The sequence below is a fragment of the Streptomyces sp. NPDC026672 genome (assembly GCF_040638185.1).
In the GTDB taxonomy this organism is placed as follows: Bacteria; Actinomycetota; Actinomycetes; order Streptomycetales; family Streptomycetaceae; genus Streptomyces.
Genome location: NZ_JBEZXS010000031.1, coordinates 16,492 through 32,880, shown reverse-complemented (window position 1 = coordinate 32,880; position 16,389 = coordinate 16,492). Strand labels below are relative to the sequence as shown.

Annotated in this window: 13 protein-coding genes; 2 read left to right on the top strand and 11 right to left on the bottom strand. The window is 74.5% G+C overall.

Features of this window, described 5'->3' with window-relative positions; translation table 11 throughout:
• Window positions 1-36: 36 nt before the first annotated feature.
• The 5 genes from AB0F77_RS30140 to AB0F77_RS30120 all read right to left on the bottom strand — a co-directional run bounded on the left by AB0F77_RS30140 (window position 37) and on the right by AB0F77_RS30120 (window position 7,984).
• Window positions 37-2,217: an SWIM zinc finger family protein gene (locus tag AB0F77_RS30140; protein WP_361954911.1), complete on the bottom strand. Its 2,181-nt coding sequence runs from the start codon at window positions 2,215-2,217 to the stop codon at window positions 37-39.
• Between the two features lie 182 nt (window positions 2,218-2,399).
• Entirely contained in the window at window positions 2,400-5,246 is a 2,847-nt protein-coding gene (locus AB0F77_RS30135; protein ID WP_361954843.1) for a DEAD/DEAH box helicase, read from the bottom strand.
• A 101-nt stretch (window positions 5,247-5,347) separates the two neighbouring features.
• A complete protein-coding gene (locus tag AB0F77_RS30130; protein ID WP_361954842.1) occupies window positions 5,348-5,929 on the bottom strand; it encodes a sugar kinase in 582 nt (193 codons plus the stop codon).
• Window positions 5,926-7,071: an ROK family glucokinase gene (locus AB0F77_RS30125; protein ID WP_361954841.1), complete on the bottom strand. Its 1,146-nt coding sequence runs from the start codon at window positions 7,069-7,071 to the stop codon at window positions 5,926-5,928. Before AB0F77_RS30125 ends, AB0F77_RS30130 begins: the two co-directional genes overlap by 4 nt.
• A gap of 175 nt (window positions 7,072-7,246) precedes the next feature.
• Entirely contained in the window at window positions 7,247-7,984 is a 738-nt protein-coding gene (locus AB0F77_RS30120) for a GntR family transcriptional regulator (protein ID WP_361954910.1), read from the bottom strand.
• Between the two features lie 129 nt (window positions 7,985-8,113).
• On the opposite strand from AB0F77_RS30120, the gene AB0F77_RS30115 reads away from it, so the two are divergent.
• The gene (locus tag AB0F77_RS30115) at window positions 8,114-9,136 is read left to right on the top strand and encodes a Gfo/Idh/MocA family oxidoreductase (RefSeq protein ID WP_361954840.1); all 1,023 of its coding nucleotides are present in this window, start codon (window positions 8,114-8,116) and stop codon (window positions 9,134-9,136) included.
• Window positions 9,137-9,211: 75 nt separating this feature from the next.
• Here the strand turns inward: AB0F77_RS30115 and AB0F77_RS30110 are convergent, their stop codons facing one another.
• The 6 genes from AB0F77_RS30110 to allB form a co-directional block, all read right to left on the bottom strand.
• Entirely contained in the window at window positions 9,212-10,396 is a 1,185-nt protein-coding gene (locus AB0F77_RS30110; protein WP_361954839.1) for a cytochrome P450, read from the bottom strand.
• Window positions 10,397-10,588: 192 nt separating this feature from the next.
• Complete coding sequence (locus AB0F77_RS30105; RefSeq protein ID WP_361954838.1) at window positions 10,589-10,984, bottom strand: ribonuclease domain-containing protein; 396 nt, start codon at window positions 10,982-10,984, stop codon at window positions 10,589-10,591.
• Between the two features lie 140 nt (window positions 10,985-11,124).
• Window positions 11,125-11,751, bottom strand: a complete 627-nt coding sequence (locus AB0F77_RS30100) for a dihydrofolate reductase family protein (protein ID WP_361954837.1) — start codon at window positions 11,749-11,751, stop codon at window positions 11,125-11,127.
• An 89-nt stretch (window positions 11,752-11,840) separates the two neighbouring features.
• On the bottom strand, window positions 11,841-12,659 hold the full coding sequence (locus AB0F77_RS30095) for an AIM24 family protein (RefSeq protein ID WP_361954836.1): 819 nt from the start codon (window positions 12,657-12,659) through the stop codon (window positions 11,841-11,843).
• Between the two features lie 98 nt (window positions 12,660-12,757).
• Window positions 12,758-13,873, bottom strand: coding sequence for an allantoicase (gene alc, locus AB0F77_RS30090; RefSeq protein ID WP_361954835.1), 1,116 nt, complete (start codon window positions 13,871-13,873; stop codon window positions 12,758-12,760).
• A 106-nt stretch (window positions 13,874-13,979) separates the two neighbouring features.
• A complete protein-coding gene (allB, locus tag AB0F77_RS30085; RefSeq protein ID WP_361954834.1) occupies window positions 13,980-15,320 on the bottom strand; it encodes an allantoinase AllB in 1,341 nt (446 codons plus the stop codon).
• A 271-nt stretch (window positions 15,321-15,591) separates the two neighbouring features.
• Here allB and AB0F77_RS30080 point away from each other — a divergent pair, with 271 nt between their 5' ends.
• A complete protein-coding gene (locus AB0F77_RS30080; protein ID WP_361954833.1) occupies window positions 15,592-16,383 on the top strand; it encodes an IclR family transcriptional regulator in 792 nt (263 codons plus the stop codon).
• Window positions 16,384-16,389: the final 6 nt, after the last annotated feature.

The window sequence follows — 16,389 nt, the reverse complement described above, 5'->3', positions numbered from 1 at the left end:
CGGTGCGGGTGACGGGCGCGGGCCCGGGGCGGGGGCTCAGGTGTCGCCCGGGAGGCCGAGACCGGTCAGGGCGCCGACCGGGTCGAGGTCGGGGGTGCCTCGGGGCCACCAGTCGTCGCGGTTCGGTTCCGACTCGTACGCGTACCACAACCCGTCCTGGCCCAGGCGGAGTTGGACGTGGCCGGCCGGGTGGGTGAGGCGGTTGCGCCAGGGGCGGAACACGGGGAGGTCGGCGGCGAGGAGCAGCGGGCGGGCCCGGTCGAAACGGCCCGCGGGCGGGTCCCAGGGCTCCTCCAGGACGGTGAGCCCGTCGAGTCCGCCCTGCCGCCAGGCGGCGACCGCGCGGGCCAGCTCGGACGGGGTGCGGCCGACGGCCGCGGCGAGCGAGGAGTAGAGCGCGCGGGTGCCCGCGGTCAGGCCGGAGCCGGGGCGGGCGGCGGCGAGCCGTACCGCGTCCTGCCACAGCGTGAGACCGCCGACCGGGTCGTGTCCGGTGGTGAGCAGGGTGTGGGCGCGGGCGGCGGCGTCGGTCGCGAGCTGGTCCAGCGCGAAGGGGTCGGGGCCGCCTGGCGCCGCCGGGTAGGCCGGGGGGTGACCGGGGTGCGGCGGGGCGGGCAAGGGGGGCGGGAGCGGCGGGAGCCTGCGCGGACCGAGGGCCTCGGCGGCGCGGACGCCGGGCAGGGGCGCGGGTTCCTTGTCCTGGGCGGCGCGGGCCTCGGCGGCGGCGTTGCGCCGGGAGAGCGCGTCGAGCAGGTCGCGTTCGCCGCGGCCGCGCAGCAGGAGCAGGACGAAGGGGTCGGCGTCGAGGAGGCGGGCGGTCTGGTAGCAGAGGGCAGCGGCGTGCTTGCAGGGGTGGCCGGAGTCGGGGCAGCTGCACCGGGGGTCCAGGTCGCCGGGGCCGGGGAGGAGGGGGACTCCGCAGTCGGCGAGGGACTGGGGCAGTTCCTTGTCGAGGAGGGCGGCGATGTGTCCGGGGCGTTCGACCGCGGCGTCCAGGAAGCGGGCCCAGCCGTCGTCGGGGAGGGTGCGCAGCCGGACCTGGACGCGGTAGGGCCGGGGGCGGCTGCCCCGGACGTACGCCAGCACGAGTCCCGGGGTGACGGTGATCGCGTCGACGTGCCCCTGCTGTGCGTACGCCCGCCCCCGCACCAGCCGCTTCACGTCCAACGCCCCGCGCTCCAGCGCATCGACCCAGGCGTTCCCCCACCACGTCTCGGCGAACGCCGCCTCCGCCACGTCCCCCGCCCGAGCGGGAAACGCCCGGAAGGTACGCCGCAGTTCACCGTCCCGCCGGGGCGCGGCCATGCTGAGGGGGACCCGGGGGTCGGCGGGGCGGCGGGGGTCGGCGGGTGGCTGGGGGTCGGCGGGTTTGGGGTCGGCGGGCGGCTGGACGCCGGAGCGGGGCTGGGAATCGGCGGGTGCCTGAGCATCGGCGCGCGGCCGGAGATCCGCGGGTGGCTCGACGTCGGCGCGCGGCCGGAGGTCGGAACGGGGCTGGGCATCGGCGCGCGGCCGGGCTTCGCCGGCAGGCCGGGGCTCGGCGGCAGGCCAGGGAGGGGACGGTTCCGTACCGGCCGCGCTGCCCGCACCAGCCGCACGGCCCTCACCCGCCGCATCGCCCGTACGGCCCGTACCGCTGTCCGTCGGCTCGTCCCGCTTCTCCGGCATCCGGAGGGCGCCCGCCAGCAGTTCCCTCATGTCGCGTGCGGACCGTCCTCGGGCAACGGGGGCTGCGGCGGCGCCGGTTCGGGAAACTGTCGGCCGCGCGGGCGAACCGGGGCCGGGACCGGGACCGGGGTTCGCCGTGGGAGCGGAGGGCGAGGCCGGGGCCGCTGTCTGCCCGTGCCGGTCCTTCGTCCCTCGCGTCCCCGTCCGCCCGCGTCCCTCGGTCCGTGCCGGTGCCCCCGGCGTCTCCCCCGCCTCCGCGCCCGCCGGTGTCCCTGCGGTCTCCGCCCGCGCCTCCCTGCGTGCCGAGCGAAGTGCCTCCCTGGCCGCCTCGCTGGGACGGGGGGTACCGGCCGCCGGAGGGTGTGGCGGCGAGGGCGCACGGCTCGCGGAACCGGCGACGGAACCAGTGGCGGGGTCGGTGCCTGGGCCGGTGGTCGGGTCCGTGTCGGTCCCGGCCTTCTCCCCGGCGGTCGGCTCCGCTCCCCCGCGCCGGGCGGACACGGCCGACCGCAGGGCCGCTCGCGCGACGTCCCCCGGCCTCGGCGACACGGCCGCGGCCCCCGACGGCGCCTCCGCGCTCTTCGCCGACGCCCCCTCTCCCGACGTCCCCTTCTCCCGCGCCTCCGTGGCCTCGGCCTCCCCGTGCTCCGGCTCCCGGCGGGCCGCTCGCAGCGCACGGCGGGCCTCGTCGGCGGGGTGCCCTTCCCGTCCGTCGTCCACCGCTCCGCCGGTCACGGGGTCCTCCTCAGGGACACCAGGTCCGTCAGCTCACGGTCCGTGAGTTCCGTGAGGGCCGACTCGCCCGAGCCCAGGATCGCGTCCGCCAGGGCCCGCTTGGTCTCCAGCATCTCCGCGATGCGGTCCTCCACCGTGCCCTCGGTGACCAGGCGGTGGACCTGGACCGGCTGGGTCTGGCCGATGCGGTAGGCGCGGTCGGTCGCCTGTTCCTCCACCGCAGGGTTCCACCACCGGTCGAAGTGGACGACATGCCCCGCGCGGGTCAGGTTCAGCCCCGTCCCCGCCGCCTTGAGGGACAGCACAAGGACCGGCGTCCGCCCGCTCTGGAAGCGGTCCACCATGCGCTCCCGCTCCGGCACCGGCGTACCCCCGTGCAGCAGGTCCACCGGGACCGCCCGGCCGGACAGGTGGGAGGTGATGAGCCGCGCCATCCCCACGTACTGGGTGAAGACCAGCACCGACCCGTCCTCGGCGAGCACGGTGTCCAACAGCTCGTCGAGCAGCGCGAGTTTGCCCGACCGGGCGGCCGGGTCGGCGCCCGTCGCCGTCGCCTCCTTGAGGTACAGCGCGGGATGGTCGCAGATCTGCTTCAGCGCGCCGAGCAGCTTCAGCACCAGCCCGCGCCGCGCGATCCCCTCCGACGTCTCGATGGCGAGCAGCGACTCCCGCACCACCGCCTCGTACAGCGCGGCCTGCTCGCGGGTGAGGGGCACGGGGTGGTCGGTCTCCGTCTTGGGCGGCAGTTCGGGCACGATCCCGGGGTCGGACTTCCTGCGCCGCAGGAGGAAGGGGCGGACCAGCCGGGCCAGCCGCTCCACCGCTTCCTGGTCCTCGCCGTTCTCCACCGCCCGCGCGTGGCGGGCGCGGAAGGACTTGAGGGGGCCGAGGAGTCCGGGTGTGGTCCAGTCGAGCAGGGCCCACAGCTCGGAGAGGTTGTTCTCCACGGGCGTGCCGGTGAGCGCCACGCGCGCGGGCGAGGTGAGGGTGCGCAGCGCCTTGGCCGTCGCCGAGTACGGGTTCTTGACGTGCTGGGCCTCGTCCGCGACGACCATCCCCCAGGTCCGCTCGGCGAGTTGGGGTGCCGCGGACCGCATGGTGCCGTAGGTGGTGAGGACGAAGCCGCCGGCCGGGACGTCGAGGCTGCGGTCGGGGCCGTGGAAGCGGTGGACGGGGACGCCGGGCGCGAACCGGTTGATCTCCCGCTGCCAGTTGCCGAGCAGCGAGGCGGGGCACACCACCAGGGTCGGTTCGGTGCGGGCCCGTTTCAGGTGCAGGGCGATGAGCGTGATGGTCTTGCCGAGCCCCATGTCGTCGGCGAGGCAGCCGCCGAGGCCGAGCGTGGTCATGAGGTCGAGCCAGGCGAGGCCGCGGAGTTGGTAGTCCCGGAGGGTGGCGTGCAGTCCGGGCGGGGATTCGGCGGGTCCGAGGCCGGCGGTGAGGCGGTCACGCAGGGCGGCCAGCGCGCCGACGGGCACCGCCTCGACGCTCTCGCCGTCGACCTCTGCGGTGCCGGTGAGCGCCACGGACAGCGCGTCGACCGGGTCGAGCAGCCCCAGTTCGCGCTTGCGTGCCTTGCGTACGAGCGCGGGGTCGACCAGCACCCAGCGGTCGCGCAGCCGGACGACCGGGCGGTGGGCCTCGGCCAGCTCGTCCATCTCGGCCTCGGTGAGCGGGTCGCCGCCGAGCGCCAGCTGCCAGCGGAAACGCAGCAGTTCCTCACCCTCGAAGAAGCCGGTGCCGTCGGTCGCCGAGCCCGGCGCGGGCCGTACGACCGCGGTCGCCGTGAGGTCCTGAGCGAGGTCGCGGGGCCAGTGCACGGCCACGCCCGCCGCGGCGAGCCGGGTGGCGGCCACGCCGAGGAGGTCGCCGAGTTCGTCCTCGGACAGGGCGAGGACGTCGGGCACGTCCTGTTCGGAGAGCCGGTCCAGGGGCGGCCACACGCGGGCCGCGCGGCGCACGGCGAGCGCCGCGTCCACCCGCGCGCGCGGCCCGAACGCCCCGTCGGCCTCCCCCGCCCACAGGGCGACGGCGTCGGCGACCAGGGTGGGGTCGGCGAGGCTGTGCACCTGGACGATCGCCGCGCCCGCGGTCCGTACGCCCCCGCCGTCGAACAGGTCGTACGCCGACAGGTCGAGGCGCAGTGAGATCCGCACGCCCGCGTCCATGCCGGCGGCGACCTCGGCCGCCCAGTCGTGCGCGCCGGGCAGGTGCTGGGGTTCACGGGCGGCGAAGGGGCCGCCGGCGGTGTGGGGCGCGGCGGGGGTGCGGGGCAGGGTGTCGGCGACGGCGTCCAGGAAGGCGCGCATCAGCGCCTCCGGCTCGGGCAGCCGCAGCGGTCCCGGGCCGGACAGCGGCACGGCGTGGCCCTCGGCGGGCAGGGCGGCGGCGACCGCGCGGAGGTGGGCGACGTCGTCGGGTTCCAGCGGGCCGGCCCGCCAGGCGTCGTGGCCGGCCGGGGTGAGGCCGGGCAGCAGTCGGCCGCGGGCGACGAGCCGCAGCGCGTGCAGGGTCGCGGCTCCCCAGCAGGCGGTGGCGGGGTGGGCGGCCGGGTCGTGCCGCGCGCGGACCAGGAGGGGCAGCGCGGCGGCGAGCGGGAGGACCAGGGCGGGGACGGTCTTACGGCGCGCTCCTGAGCCGTGCGGCCCGACGACGGTCAGCTCGTCGCCGTCGGCCGCTGCCGGGAGCGGTCCTCCGGCGGGGTCCCAGAAGGCGAAGCGCCCGTCGCGCGGGAGCCGGGCCGGAAGGTACACGGCGGCGAGCCGTGCCGGGACGCGCTCCCCCGCCGCGACCGCGCCGTCCCCCGCCGCCGCGGTCTCCCCCGTCGCGGCCGTCGTCCTCATACGTCCTGTCACCTCCAGCCCCGTGTGTCGGATCAGATGTCTTCGACTGTACGGGCGGGGTCTGACAATCGGCCCCGGCGACCGGCCGGGGGCCCGCCCCGTCAGGGAACGGTGCGCGAGACCACGTACACCATCGGATGGTTCGGGTCGGACATGTTCACGACGATGTCCTGGGTGGGCGCCGGGTTCTTCTGGGTGTGCGAGAGCCCCCACCAGGGGCCGGGTCCGGTGAAGTCCCAGCCGCTGACCTTCCGGTCGCGCGCGCCGACGGCGAGGTCGCCCTTCCTCAGGTGCTCGCGCCCGCTGCCGATCCCCTCCAGGAAGCTGTCCAGGCCCGCGCCGTTGGTGCGGAACTCGACGTAGAGCCGGCTGGTCTTCCAGTTGTTGGTCTCGTAGTAGGCCACGGGGTCGGCCGGGTGCGGGACGGTCACCTGGTAGAGGCGGCGCTGCACCTTCGACGGCCAGCCGGGGGTGAGGCTGCGCGCCGAGTACTTCGCCTCCTTGTCCTTGCCGCTGTTGCGGCTCTGGTTGGCGGAGACCACCAGGTAGCCCGCGGGCACGCCGATGAGGAGCACGATGATGAGCAGGGTGAGCGCGCGCCGGCGGGCCCGGTGGCGCGGGTCCTCCTCCGGTGGGCGCGGCTCGTCCGGCGGCAGGGCCTGGCGCGGGAGGGACGCGGTCATGCGGAGTCCCGGGTGCGACGGGCGGCGGCGTACCGCTCGTAGCGTTCGTAGCGCTCCACGCGGCGGCGCTTGGCGCGGCGGAAGCGGCGGGCGACCAGGCGGGCGAGGTCGGCGGCGCCGACCATGCCGGCCTCGGGGCCGAGCTGGGCGCGGGTGATGCGGGCCTCGGGCCGGTAGCCGCGACCGGTGAGGTGGCGCTTGAAGGCGTCGCGCGCGGGGCCGATCAGCAGGTCGTCGGCGGCCGAGACACCGCCGCCGATCACGAAGCAGGACGGGTCGAGGGCCGCCGCGAGGTTGGCGATGCCGACGCCCAGCCACTGCCCGATGTCCTGGAGCAGTTCGATGCACATCGCGTCGCCCTCGCGGGCCAGCTCCGTGATCATCGGGCCGCTGATGTCTCCGATGCTGCCCTTGACGTGCTCGATGATCCCGTAGGCCACCGGGGAGTCCGCGGCGGCCAGCTCCTTGGCCTCGCGCACGAGCGCGTTGCCGGAGCTGTACTGCTCCCAGCAGCCGCGGTTGCCGCAGGGGCAGCGGTGCCCGCCGGGCACGACCTGCATATGGCCGAACTCGCCGGCGACACCGTACTTGCCGCGCTTGACCTGGCCGTCCTCCAGGATCGCGCCGCCGATGCCGGTGCCGAGCGTGATCATGACGAGGTGGTCCTCGCCGCGGCCGGCGCCGAAGCGCCACTCCGCCCAGGCCGCGGTGTTGGCGTCGTTGTCGACGAGGACGGGGACCGACAGCCGTCCGGAGAGGCGGTCGCGCAGGGGCTCGTTGCGCCAGGACAGGTGCGGGGCGAACAGCACGCGGTTGCGCTCCGCGTCGACCCAGCCGGCCGCGCCGATGCCGACGGCGTGCACGTCGTGCCGGTCGGACAGGTCGAGGACCAGCTCGACGATGGTGTCCTCGACGACCCTGGGGCTCTTGGACTTGTCCGGGGTCTCGGTGCGGACCTTCTCCAGGATGTTGCCGTCGGCGTCCACGACGCCCGCCATCACCTTGGTGCCGCCGATGTCGATGCCGACGGTCGGTACCCGGGGCGCCGTGAGGTGTGAACGGCGTTCCCTCGTACCGACGGTGCGCAGGACGGTCGCTCTGCGGGAGCCGATGGGGGCGGTCAGGTCGCGGTAGGTGCTCATCGCCGTCGATTCTGCCTCACCCCGGATGTGCGTGCCGTCAGGGGGAGAAAAGGGGAGGGTACGGTCCGGACGGGGCCGGGGAGCGACTATCGGTCACATTGTCCGGACATTGCGACCTTTCCGGGGGTGTGGCCGGGGGCGCGCGAGGTGCCCGGGGGCGTGTTCGGGAGCGCGTTCATGGGCGTACGAGGAGCTGGAACTCGAAGGAGTAGCGGGTGGGCCGGTAGATGTGGTCGCCGAACTCGACGGCGCGGCCGGTGTCGTCGAACGTGACGCGCTGCATGGTGAGCAGCGGGGCGCCCTCGGTCTCGGTGAGCCGTTCGGCCTCGGTGGCGGTGGCGCCGCGGGCACCGATGGACTGGCGGGCGCTGTGCAGGGTGATCCCGGCGGAGCGCATCATCCGGTACAGACCGGTGGCCTCCAGCTGCGCGGTGTCCAGGTCGAGCAGGCCCGGCGGCAGGAAGTTCGTCATGTACGCCATCGGCTCGCCGTGGGTCAGCCGCAGCCGCTCGACGCGGTGCACCTCGGCGCCCTCGGGCAGACCGAGCGCCGCCGCGACCTCGGTGGACGCGGTGACGACGGTGTTGACGACAACGGTGGTGGCGGGGCGCTGTCCGGCCGCTTCCAGGTCGTCGTAGAGGCTGCTGAGTTCCAGGGGGCGCTTGACCTGGCTGTGCACGACCTGGGTGCCGACGCCGCGCCTGCGCACCAGGAGTCCCTTGTCGACGAGGGACTGGATGGCCTGGCGGACCGTGGGCCGGGACAGGCCGAGGCGCGCGGCCAGCTCGATCTCGTTGCCGAGGAGGCTGCCCGGCGTGAGGGCGCCGTGCTCGATCGCGGCCTCCAGTTGCTGGGACAGCTGGAAGTACAGGGGCACCGGTGAACTGCGGTCCACGCGGAGGTCGAGCGACACGGTCGGGTCCACTTCTGGTTTCGGCACGGGCCGAGCGTAGCTCCGTGGCCGGATGACGGGAAGTTGTGTAGTTCGATTGTCCGGACATACGCATTGACAGCGTGCCGGGTCCCCCTCCACTTTGTTTCCATGCGCATCGGGGTCATCGGAACGGGCCGCATCGGCACCATCCACGCGAACACTCTCAGTCGTCATCGCGAGGTCGGCTCGCTGATCCTCACGGACACGAACCCCTTACGAGCGCAGGAGCTGGCGAACCGGCTCGGGGAGACCGCGGCCCCGGGCGTGGACGAGATCTTCCGGTGGGGCGTGGACGCGGTGGTCATCACCACGGCGACGGCCGCCCACGCCGATCTGATCGGGCGGGCCGCCCGCTCGGGCCTGCCGGTGTTCTGCGAGAAGCCGATCGCGCTCGACCTGCCGGGCACGCTCAACGCCATCGCCGAGGTGGAGGCGGCCGGGACCGTGCTCCAGATGGGCTTCCAGCGGCGCTTCGACGCCGGGTACATGGGCGCGCGGGAGGCCGTGCGCTCGCGGCGGCTCGGGCGGCTGCACACCGTGCGGGCCCTGACCTCCGACCAGTCGCCGCCCCCGCCCGAGTGGCTGCCGCTGTCCGGCGGGCTGTTCCGGGACACCCTGATCCACGACTTCGACGTGCTGCGCTGGGTGACCGGGCGCGAGGTGGTCGACGTGTACGCGACCGGGTCGGACGCGGGACCCGTGATGTTCCGCGAGGCCGGCGACGTGGACACCGGGGCGGCCCTGCTCAGCCTGGACGACGGCACGCTGGCCACCACGACCGCGACCCGGCTCAACGGGGCGGGCTACGACGTACGCATGGAGCTCGCCGGGGAGCTGGACACGGTGGTGGTGGGCCTCGACGACCGCACGCCCGTGGCGTCCACCGAGCCGACCGGGCCGCCGCCCGCGGACAAGCCGTGGCCGGGCTTCCTGGAGCGGTTCGGCCCCGCGTACGAGGCCGAACTGTGCGCGTTCGTCGAGGTGTTGAACGGCGTGCGGGCCAATCCCTGCGACGGCCGCGAGGCCCTCCAGGCGCTGCGTGTCGCCGAGGCGTGCGAGCTGTCCCGCCGTGAGCACAGACCCGTGCGGCTCGCGGAGATCCCCGGCGAGCCGGCCCTGCGGTACGGCTGAGCGACAGGTGCCGCGATACGACCGAGGGCTCGGCCCGGTACGGCCGGGCGCGCGGCCCCTGCGGCACGGCGCGGCTCACCAGCGGACCGGCAGGCTCCTCATCCCCCGGATCAGCGTCCCCGGCAGCCAGGCTCCGGGCGGGCCGTCCAGGGCGAGGCCGGGGGTCCGTTCCAGCAGGGAGCGCAGCGCCGTGGTGCCCTCGAGGCGGGCCAGGGGTGCGCCCAGGCAGTAGTGGATGCCGTGACCGAAGGCCAGGTGGCCGCGGGTGTCGCGGTGGAGGTCGAAGCGGTCGGGGTCGGCGAACCGGCAGCCGTCCCGGTCGGCGCCGGCGAGCCCGATCAGCACGGCCTCGCCCGGCCGCACGGCGGTGCCGCCGATCTCCATGGGTTCGGCGGCGAAGCGGTACGTCGCGGTCTCCACCGGTCCCTCGAAGCGCAGCGTCTCCTCCACCGCGCCGTCGACCAGGCTCATGTCGGCCCGCAGGGCGGCGAGTTGGCCGGGGTGGGTGAGCAGCGAGTGCACGGCGTTGGTGATGAGGTTGACCGTGGTCTCGTGGCCCGCGACCAGCAGGACGAAGGCCATGCCGCGCAGTTCCTTGGGGGAGAGCCGGTCGCCGTCCTCGGCGGTGGTGCGGATCAGGTCGCTCAGCAGGTCGCCGCCCGGTCCGGAGGCCCGCTTGTCCTCGATCAGGTCGGCGAGGTACCGGCCGAGGCGGGTGAAGGCGTCGAGCCCGCTCTCCGCCGTGGTGGGCGCTACGGCCTCGGTGGACAGCTTGCGGAACTCCGCCCGGTCCATCTCGGGGACGCCGAGCAACTCGCAGATCACGGTGATGGGCAGCGGGTAGGCGAGGGACTCGACGAGGTCGGCGCTGCCGCGCGGGATCATCTCGTCGAGCAGGGCGTCGGTGATCTCCTGGACGCGGGGGCGCATCTCCTCGACGCGGCGCATGGTGAAGGCGCGCGCGATCAGTCCGCGCAGCCGGGTGTGCTGCGGCGGGTCGGTGATGAGCAGGTACTTGCCGATCAGCTCGTCCTCCAGGAAGGCCATGCCGATCTTGCCGCCGTCCTTGGCCAGACGGGGGTCGGCCAGCGCGGCCCGCGCCTCCTCGTACCCCACCACCAGCCAGGCCTCGTCGTGGTCGTCGGGTGCCGGGAGCCGGACCCGGTGCACCGGCCCTTGCTCGCGTAACCGCGCGTACACCGGATGCGGGTCCTCGCGGAACCCGTCGCCGAACGCCCCCAGGTCGATCACGTCTGTCATGCCACTCCCCTTCCGGGCCGGAGCCGCCGGACACCTCCGCGTGCCGGGACAACGAACACGGGTCGCGGCGGGTGCCCGCCACCGCGGACATCACCCGCACGGACGCACGTCGCCCCGCGGCCCGGTGCGATGTGGGGGGAGCCGCGGGGCGGGAGGAGCGGCGACACGGTCGCCGGGGGCCGTCCGGTCGGATCAGCAGTCGTAGTCGATCAGGTCGAAGGTGACGTAGTGGTCGGCGGTGTAGTAGTCCTCCTCGAAGCCCTGACCGGTGACGATGCGCCGGGCGCCGCGGGTGGAGGAGCCGGGGGTCTTGACCGTGTACTCGTGGTAGTAGCCGCTGCGCTGGCCGGGCAGGACGCCCTCGCGGTTCTGGAAGACGATCCCGTCCTGGGAGTACGGGAAGGGGCCGCCCCGGTCGATGAGGCGGAGGGTGTCGTACGCCTGCGAGGGCAGGTCGCCGTAGCAGACGCTGCCGACCGAGGCGGTCGCGGCGTCGGCCGTGGTCGCGGAGACGGTGCCGCCGACGAGGAGGGCGGACAGCAGGGCGACGGCCGCGCCGATGCGGGTTGCGCGTGGGGGGAAAGTCATGGCCTCATCATGACGCGCGTAGACCATGGCATGTCAATGACAAATCGGAAGGATTCGCCGGGACGTCCGAGGAGTTCTCGGGGAGTTAACCTCCCGCCCCGGGGCTCCGGTCGGGCCGCGGGGCGGGTCGGTGGGCGGGTTCAGGCGTCGTCCGGCAGGCCGTACTCGCCGTACTCGGGGCGGCCCGCCACGTCGTACGTCTGGAGGGAGACGCCCGCCGGTGTGACACGGCCGGCCGTGTGCCGGAAGGCGGTCGGGGTGCCGCCCTCCTCGAACAGGCGGAGGCCGGCGCCGAGCACCACCGGGAAGGTCACCAGGTGCAGGGTGTCGAGCAGCCCCAGATCGAGCAGGGAGCGGACGAGGGCGCCGCTGCCGTGGACCTGGAGTTCGCCGTCCGTGCGCTCCTTGAGGCCCGTGACCTCCTTGGCGAGGTCGCCGCGCAGCACGGTCGTGCCGGACCAGGCGGGGTCGCCGAGGGTGGCGGAGGGAACGTACTTCGGCAGGCCGTTGAGGCGGGAGGCCACCGGGTCGGCCGGGTCGGTCACCTTCGGCCAGTACCCGGCGAAGATGTCGTACGTGCGGCGGCCGAGCAGGAAGGCGCCCGCGCGGGTGAAGACCTCGCCGACGAAGCGGCCGAACTCCTCGTCGCCGTAGGTGAAGCTCCAGCCGCCCTGGGTGAAGCCGCCGCGGGTGTCCTCCTGGGGACCGCCGGGTGCCTGGTAGACGCCGTCGAGGGTGACGAACACGGTGGAGACGAGCTTGCCCATGGCGGGTGCCTTCTTCCTGGAGGGGGGTCCGTCGTCATCAGGGCAGACCCCCCGGGCGCCCGCGACTCATCGGCCGGGCGGCGGTTTGTTCAGCCCGCGTGGGTGGAGAACAGTCCGCCGGTCGGTCCCTGCTTGTCGCCGCCCTGGGCCTTCTTGAGGGCGTTGGCCAGGCCCTCGATGGTGAGGGACTGGAGGATGACCCGGCCGCGCCCCTCCAGGGTGGCCAGGGACAGGCCCTCGCCGCCGAAGACGGCGTTCATGATGCCCTGGCGGTTGAGGCCGCCGACGCGCTGGACGCCGTACTCGATGCCCTCCTCGAAGGCGACCACGCAGCCCGTGTCGACCTCGATGCGGCCGCCGAAGTCGGCCGGGTCGAGGTCGATGAAGTTGCCCGCACCGGCGATGATCACCGTGCCCCGGCCGGTGAACTTCTCCAGGATGAAGCCCTCGCCGCCGCTCATGCCCGTGCGGCCGCCGCGGAAGGCGATGCCGAACTCGACGCCGGACTCGGCGGCCACGAAGGCGTCCTTCTCGGCGAACCACGCGCGGTTGCCGTCGAGTTCGAGGGCGCGCATCTCGCCGGGGAGCACGCCCGCGAAGCCGACCGTGCCCTCGCCGCCCTGGGCGGTGAAGTACTGGAACGCGAACGACTCGCCGGCGAGCACCCGCTGGCCGACCTGCATGGCCGTCCCCATGGCCTGGCGCAGCATGCCGCCCATGCCGCCGCCCGCGCCGGCCCCCTGCTGACCGTTGCCGCCGGCCGAGGGGCCGGACAGGCGCGTCTCCATGGTCACGTTCGCCGTCTTGAACAGGAACTTCCCCGCCTCGCAGTACACGGTCTGGCCGGGGCTCAGGTTGACGACCGCCATCTGCATGGCGTTGCCGACGATCTCTTGCTGAAGGGTCACGAGGGGAGAACGCCGGAGGGGGACCGAAGAGTTCCGGCCAGGGGTGACGGGCGCCCACCGGCCAACTCTCCGGTCCCGACCGGCCGGCCCCGGCCCGGTCAGCCGCCCAGTTCCCGGTGCCTGGCCGTCAGGGCCGCCTCGCCGTCCCCGGTCAGGGAGCCGAACAGGCGCAGCCGGGAGATGCCCCCGTCGGGGAAGACGTCCAGCCGCGCGTGGGTGGCGTGCGCGGGCTCCGGCAGGGCGAAGCGGTGGTCGGTGTCGGGCTGGAGGCGGGTGCGCGGCAGGATCTCCCGCCACGCGCCCTCCTCGCCGTCGCGCACCGACAGCGCCGCCCAGCCCGCGCTGTTGCCCTTCAGATACGCCGTGTCGATCTCGACGGCCCGGAGCAGGCTCCGCGCGGTCAGCCGGTAGCGGATCCAGTCGTTGCCCCGGTCACGGCGGCGGCGGGTCTCCCAGCCGTCGTCCATCTGCCGGGAGCGGCCCGGCCGGATGGTGTTGGCCGGCGGGGAGTAGAAGCGGTCCGAGGCGTCCTCGACCCGGCCGCCGTGCTCCAGGGCGACCACGTCGAAGGTGCCGAGCGCGGTGAGCCACCGCGGGTCCGGCACGACCTCGCCGTGCACGCGCAGGCGCGCGATGCCGCCGTCGGGGTGCTGGTTGAGCCGTAGGTGGGTGAAGCGCCGGCCGGCGTCGACGGCGAAGCCGTTGGCCGCGTGGCCGCCGACCGGGGTGGGCGGGACGAGGCCGGTCCACCGCACGTCGGCCCCGAGCAGGTCCTCCGGGGAGGGCGTGCCGGGCACGGAGGCGCCCTCGACGGAGACGGCCCGGGGGTGGTTGCCGCGGAAGTGGGCCGTGTCGACGACGATGCCGTGGATCACGCCCGGCGCGCCGAGGCGGATCAGCGCCCAGTCGTGGTCGTCCTGCGCCGGCCAGGGGTGCTCGGCGGAGGCTCCGCGCCTGCGGCGGGTCTCCCAGCCGTCCATGACCTTGCCCTTGTGGCCGAAGCGCTCGGGGTCGAACTCGGCCCGCGCGGGCACCAGCAGGTTCTCGCGCTCGGCGAAGAACTCGTCGGCGGCGGCCACGACCCCGGCGCCGAGCCGGCGGTCGGCGAGGTCGGTGTGGTGGGCGAACGGGAAGTCGGCGGTGCGGTAGTCCGCGTACGGGTCGCCGCCCCCGTAGGGCCGCGCGTCGCCGGTGAAGCGGGGAATCGCCGTCACGGTGATCAGGGGTTCCTTTCCTGGGCCGGCCGCCGTGCGGGTCGCGGGCACGGTTCGGGAGGGGGACGCACCCGGAAGCGGACCGGGGGGCCGGGTCGGGGAGCGGTCAGGGAGTACGGGTCAGCAGCCGTCCCTCCGGTGCGGTGAACCCGCCGTCCGCGAAGATCCGCCGGCCGCGCAGCCAGGTGGACCGCACGACGCCGTACAGGGTCCGCCCGGCGTACGCCGTGACGGGGTTGCGGTGCTGGAGGGCGGCCGGGTCGACGGTGAACGGCTCGTCGGGCGCGAGGACCGCGAAGTCGGCGTCGTGGCCGGGGGCGACGGCGCCCTTGCGGGTGTCGAGCCCGACGAGCCGGGCCGGGCGCGCCGACATCCAGCGGACCACGTCCTCCAGGCCGTGCCCGCGTCGGCGGGCCTCGGTCCACACGGCCGCGAGACTCAGCTGGAGGCCGGAGATGCCGCCCCAGGCGGTGGCGAAGTCGTCCGTCTTGAGGTCGGCGGTGGAGGGCGAGTGGTCGGTGACGACGCAGTCGATCGTGCCGTCGGCGAGCGCCCGCCACAGCGCGTCCCGGTTGGCGGCCTCGCGGATGGGCGGGCAGCACTTGAACTCGCTGGCGCCGTCCGGGACCTCCTCGGCGGTCAGGGTGAGGTAGTGCGGGCAGGTCTCGACGGTGACCCGGACGCCGTCCGCCCTGGCCGCCGCGATCAGGGGCAGCGCGTCGCCGGAGGACAGGTGCAGCACGTGCACCCGCGCGTCGAGGCGCCCGGCCAGGGCGACGAGCCGGGCCACGGCCGAGTCCTCGGCGTCGCGCGGGCGGGAGGCGAGGAAGTCGGCGTAGCGGGGGCCGCCGTGCTGCGGGGCGGCGGCGAGCCGGTGGGGGTCCTCGGCGTGCACGACGAGCAGTCCGCCGAACCCGGCGATCCGGGCGAGGGAGCGGGCGAGCTGCTCCTGGTCGAGGTGCGGGAACTCCTCGACGCCCGAGGGCGACAGGAACGCCTTGAAGCCGAAGACCCCGGCGTCGTGCAGCGGGCGCAGGTCCTCGGTGTTGTCGGGCAGGGCGCCGCCCCAGAAGCCGACGTCGACATGGACCCCGGCCTCCGCCACCGCCTGTTTCGTGCGCAGGTGGGCCACGGTCGTGGTCGGCGGGAGGGAGTTGAGGGGCATGTCGACCAGGGTGGTGACGCCGCCGGCCGCCGCGGCGCGCGTGGCGGTGCGGAAGCCCTCCCACTCGGTGCGGCCGGGGTCGTTGATGTGCACATGGGTGTCGACGAGGCCGGGGAGCAGGACGTCGTCGCCGAGGTCCTCGACGCGGGCCCCGGCGGGCGGGGGCGTGTCGTGGGGCAGGACGGCGGTGATGACTCCCCCGGCCACGGCGACGGACGCGGGGCGCGTTCCCTCGGGGGTGATGACACGCGTCGAGCGCAGCACCAGTTCGGCGTCGGACACCCGGGCCCCTCTCTGCCTTGCCTGTCGTCGATTCACGTACCGGAAACGGGATTTACACCCACGTAACGGATTTCAACTTTCTGTTGAAGGAGTCTTCACTCCCGCCCTCATGCCGTCAAGGGCACACTTCCCTCCAGGGGCGGCACGACGACCGGCCTGGACGTTTCCACGAAGCGAAATTAGAATTCCGGCAAGCAGAATGTAGCTATGCACCAGACGGTCCCACCCGATAAGGTTCGACCCTTCCCGTCCGCCCCGAAAGGAACACGCCGTGCCGACGTCCCCCGCCAGCAGCACCGGCTCCGCCAAGTCCGCGAGCGGCGGGGTCCAGTCCCTGGAGCGCGCCTTCGACCTGCTGGAGCGGATGGCGGACGCGGGCGGCGAGGTCGGGCTGAGCGAGCTGTCGGCGGCCGGGGGGCTGCCGCTGCCGACCATCCACCGGCTGATGCGCACGCTCGTGGCGTGCGGGTACGTACGCCAGCAGCCCAACCGGAGGTACGCGCTCGGCCCGCGGCTGATCCGGCTCGGCGAGTCGGCGTCGCGGCTGCTCGGCACCTGGGCGCGGCCGCATCTGGCGCGGTTGGTCGAGGAGACCGGCGAGACGGCCAACATGGCGCTGCTGGACGGCGACGAGATCGTGTACGTGGCGCAGGTGCCGTCCAAGCACTCGATGCGGATGTTCACCGAGGTCGGACGGCGGGTACTGCCGCACTCCACGGGCGTGGGCAAGGCACTGCTGGCGAACGTGCCCGACGACGAGGTGCGCGCGCTGCTGGCCCGCACGGGCATGCCGGCGGCGACGGAGCGGACGATCACCACGCCCGACGGCTTCCTCGCGGCCCTGGAGGACGTGCGCCGCCTCGGCTACGCGGTCGACGACAACGAGCAGGAGGTCGGCGTCCGCTGCCTCGCGGTCCTGGTGCCCGACTCCCCCACCGCCGCGGCCATCTCCATCTCGGGCCCGGCGGGCCGGGTCACGGAGGCCGCGACGGAGAAGATCGTCCCGGTGCTCCAGCAGGTCGCGGCGGACCTGTCCCAGGCCCTGGCGACCCCGGGGACCTGACCCGCG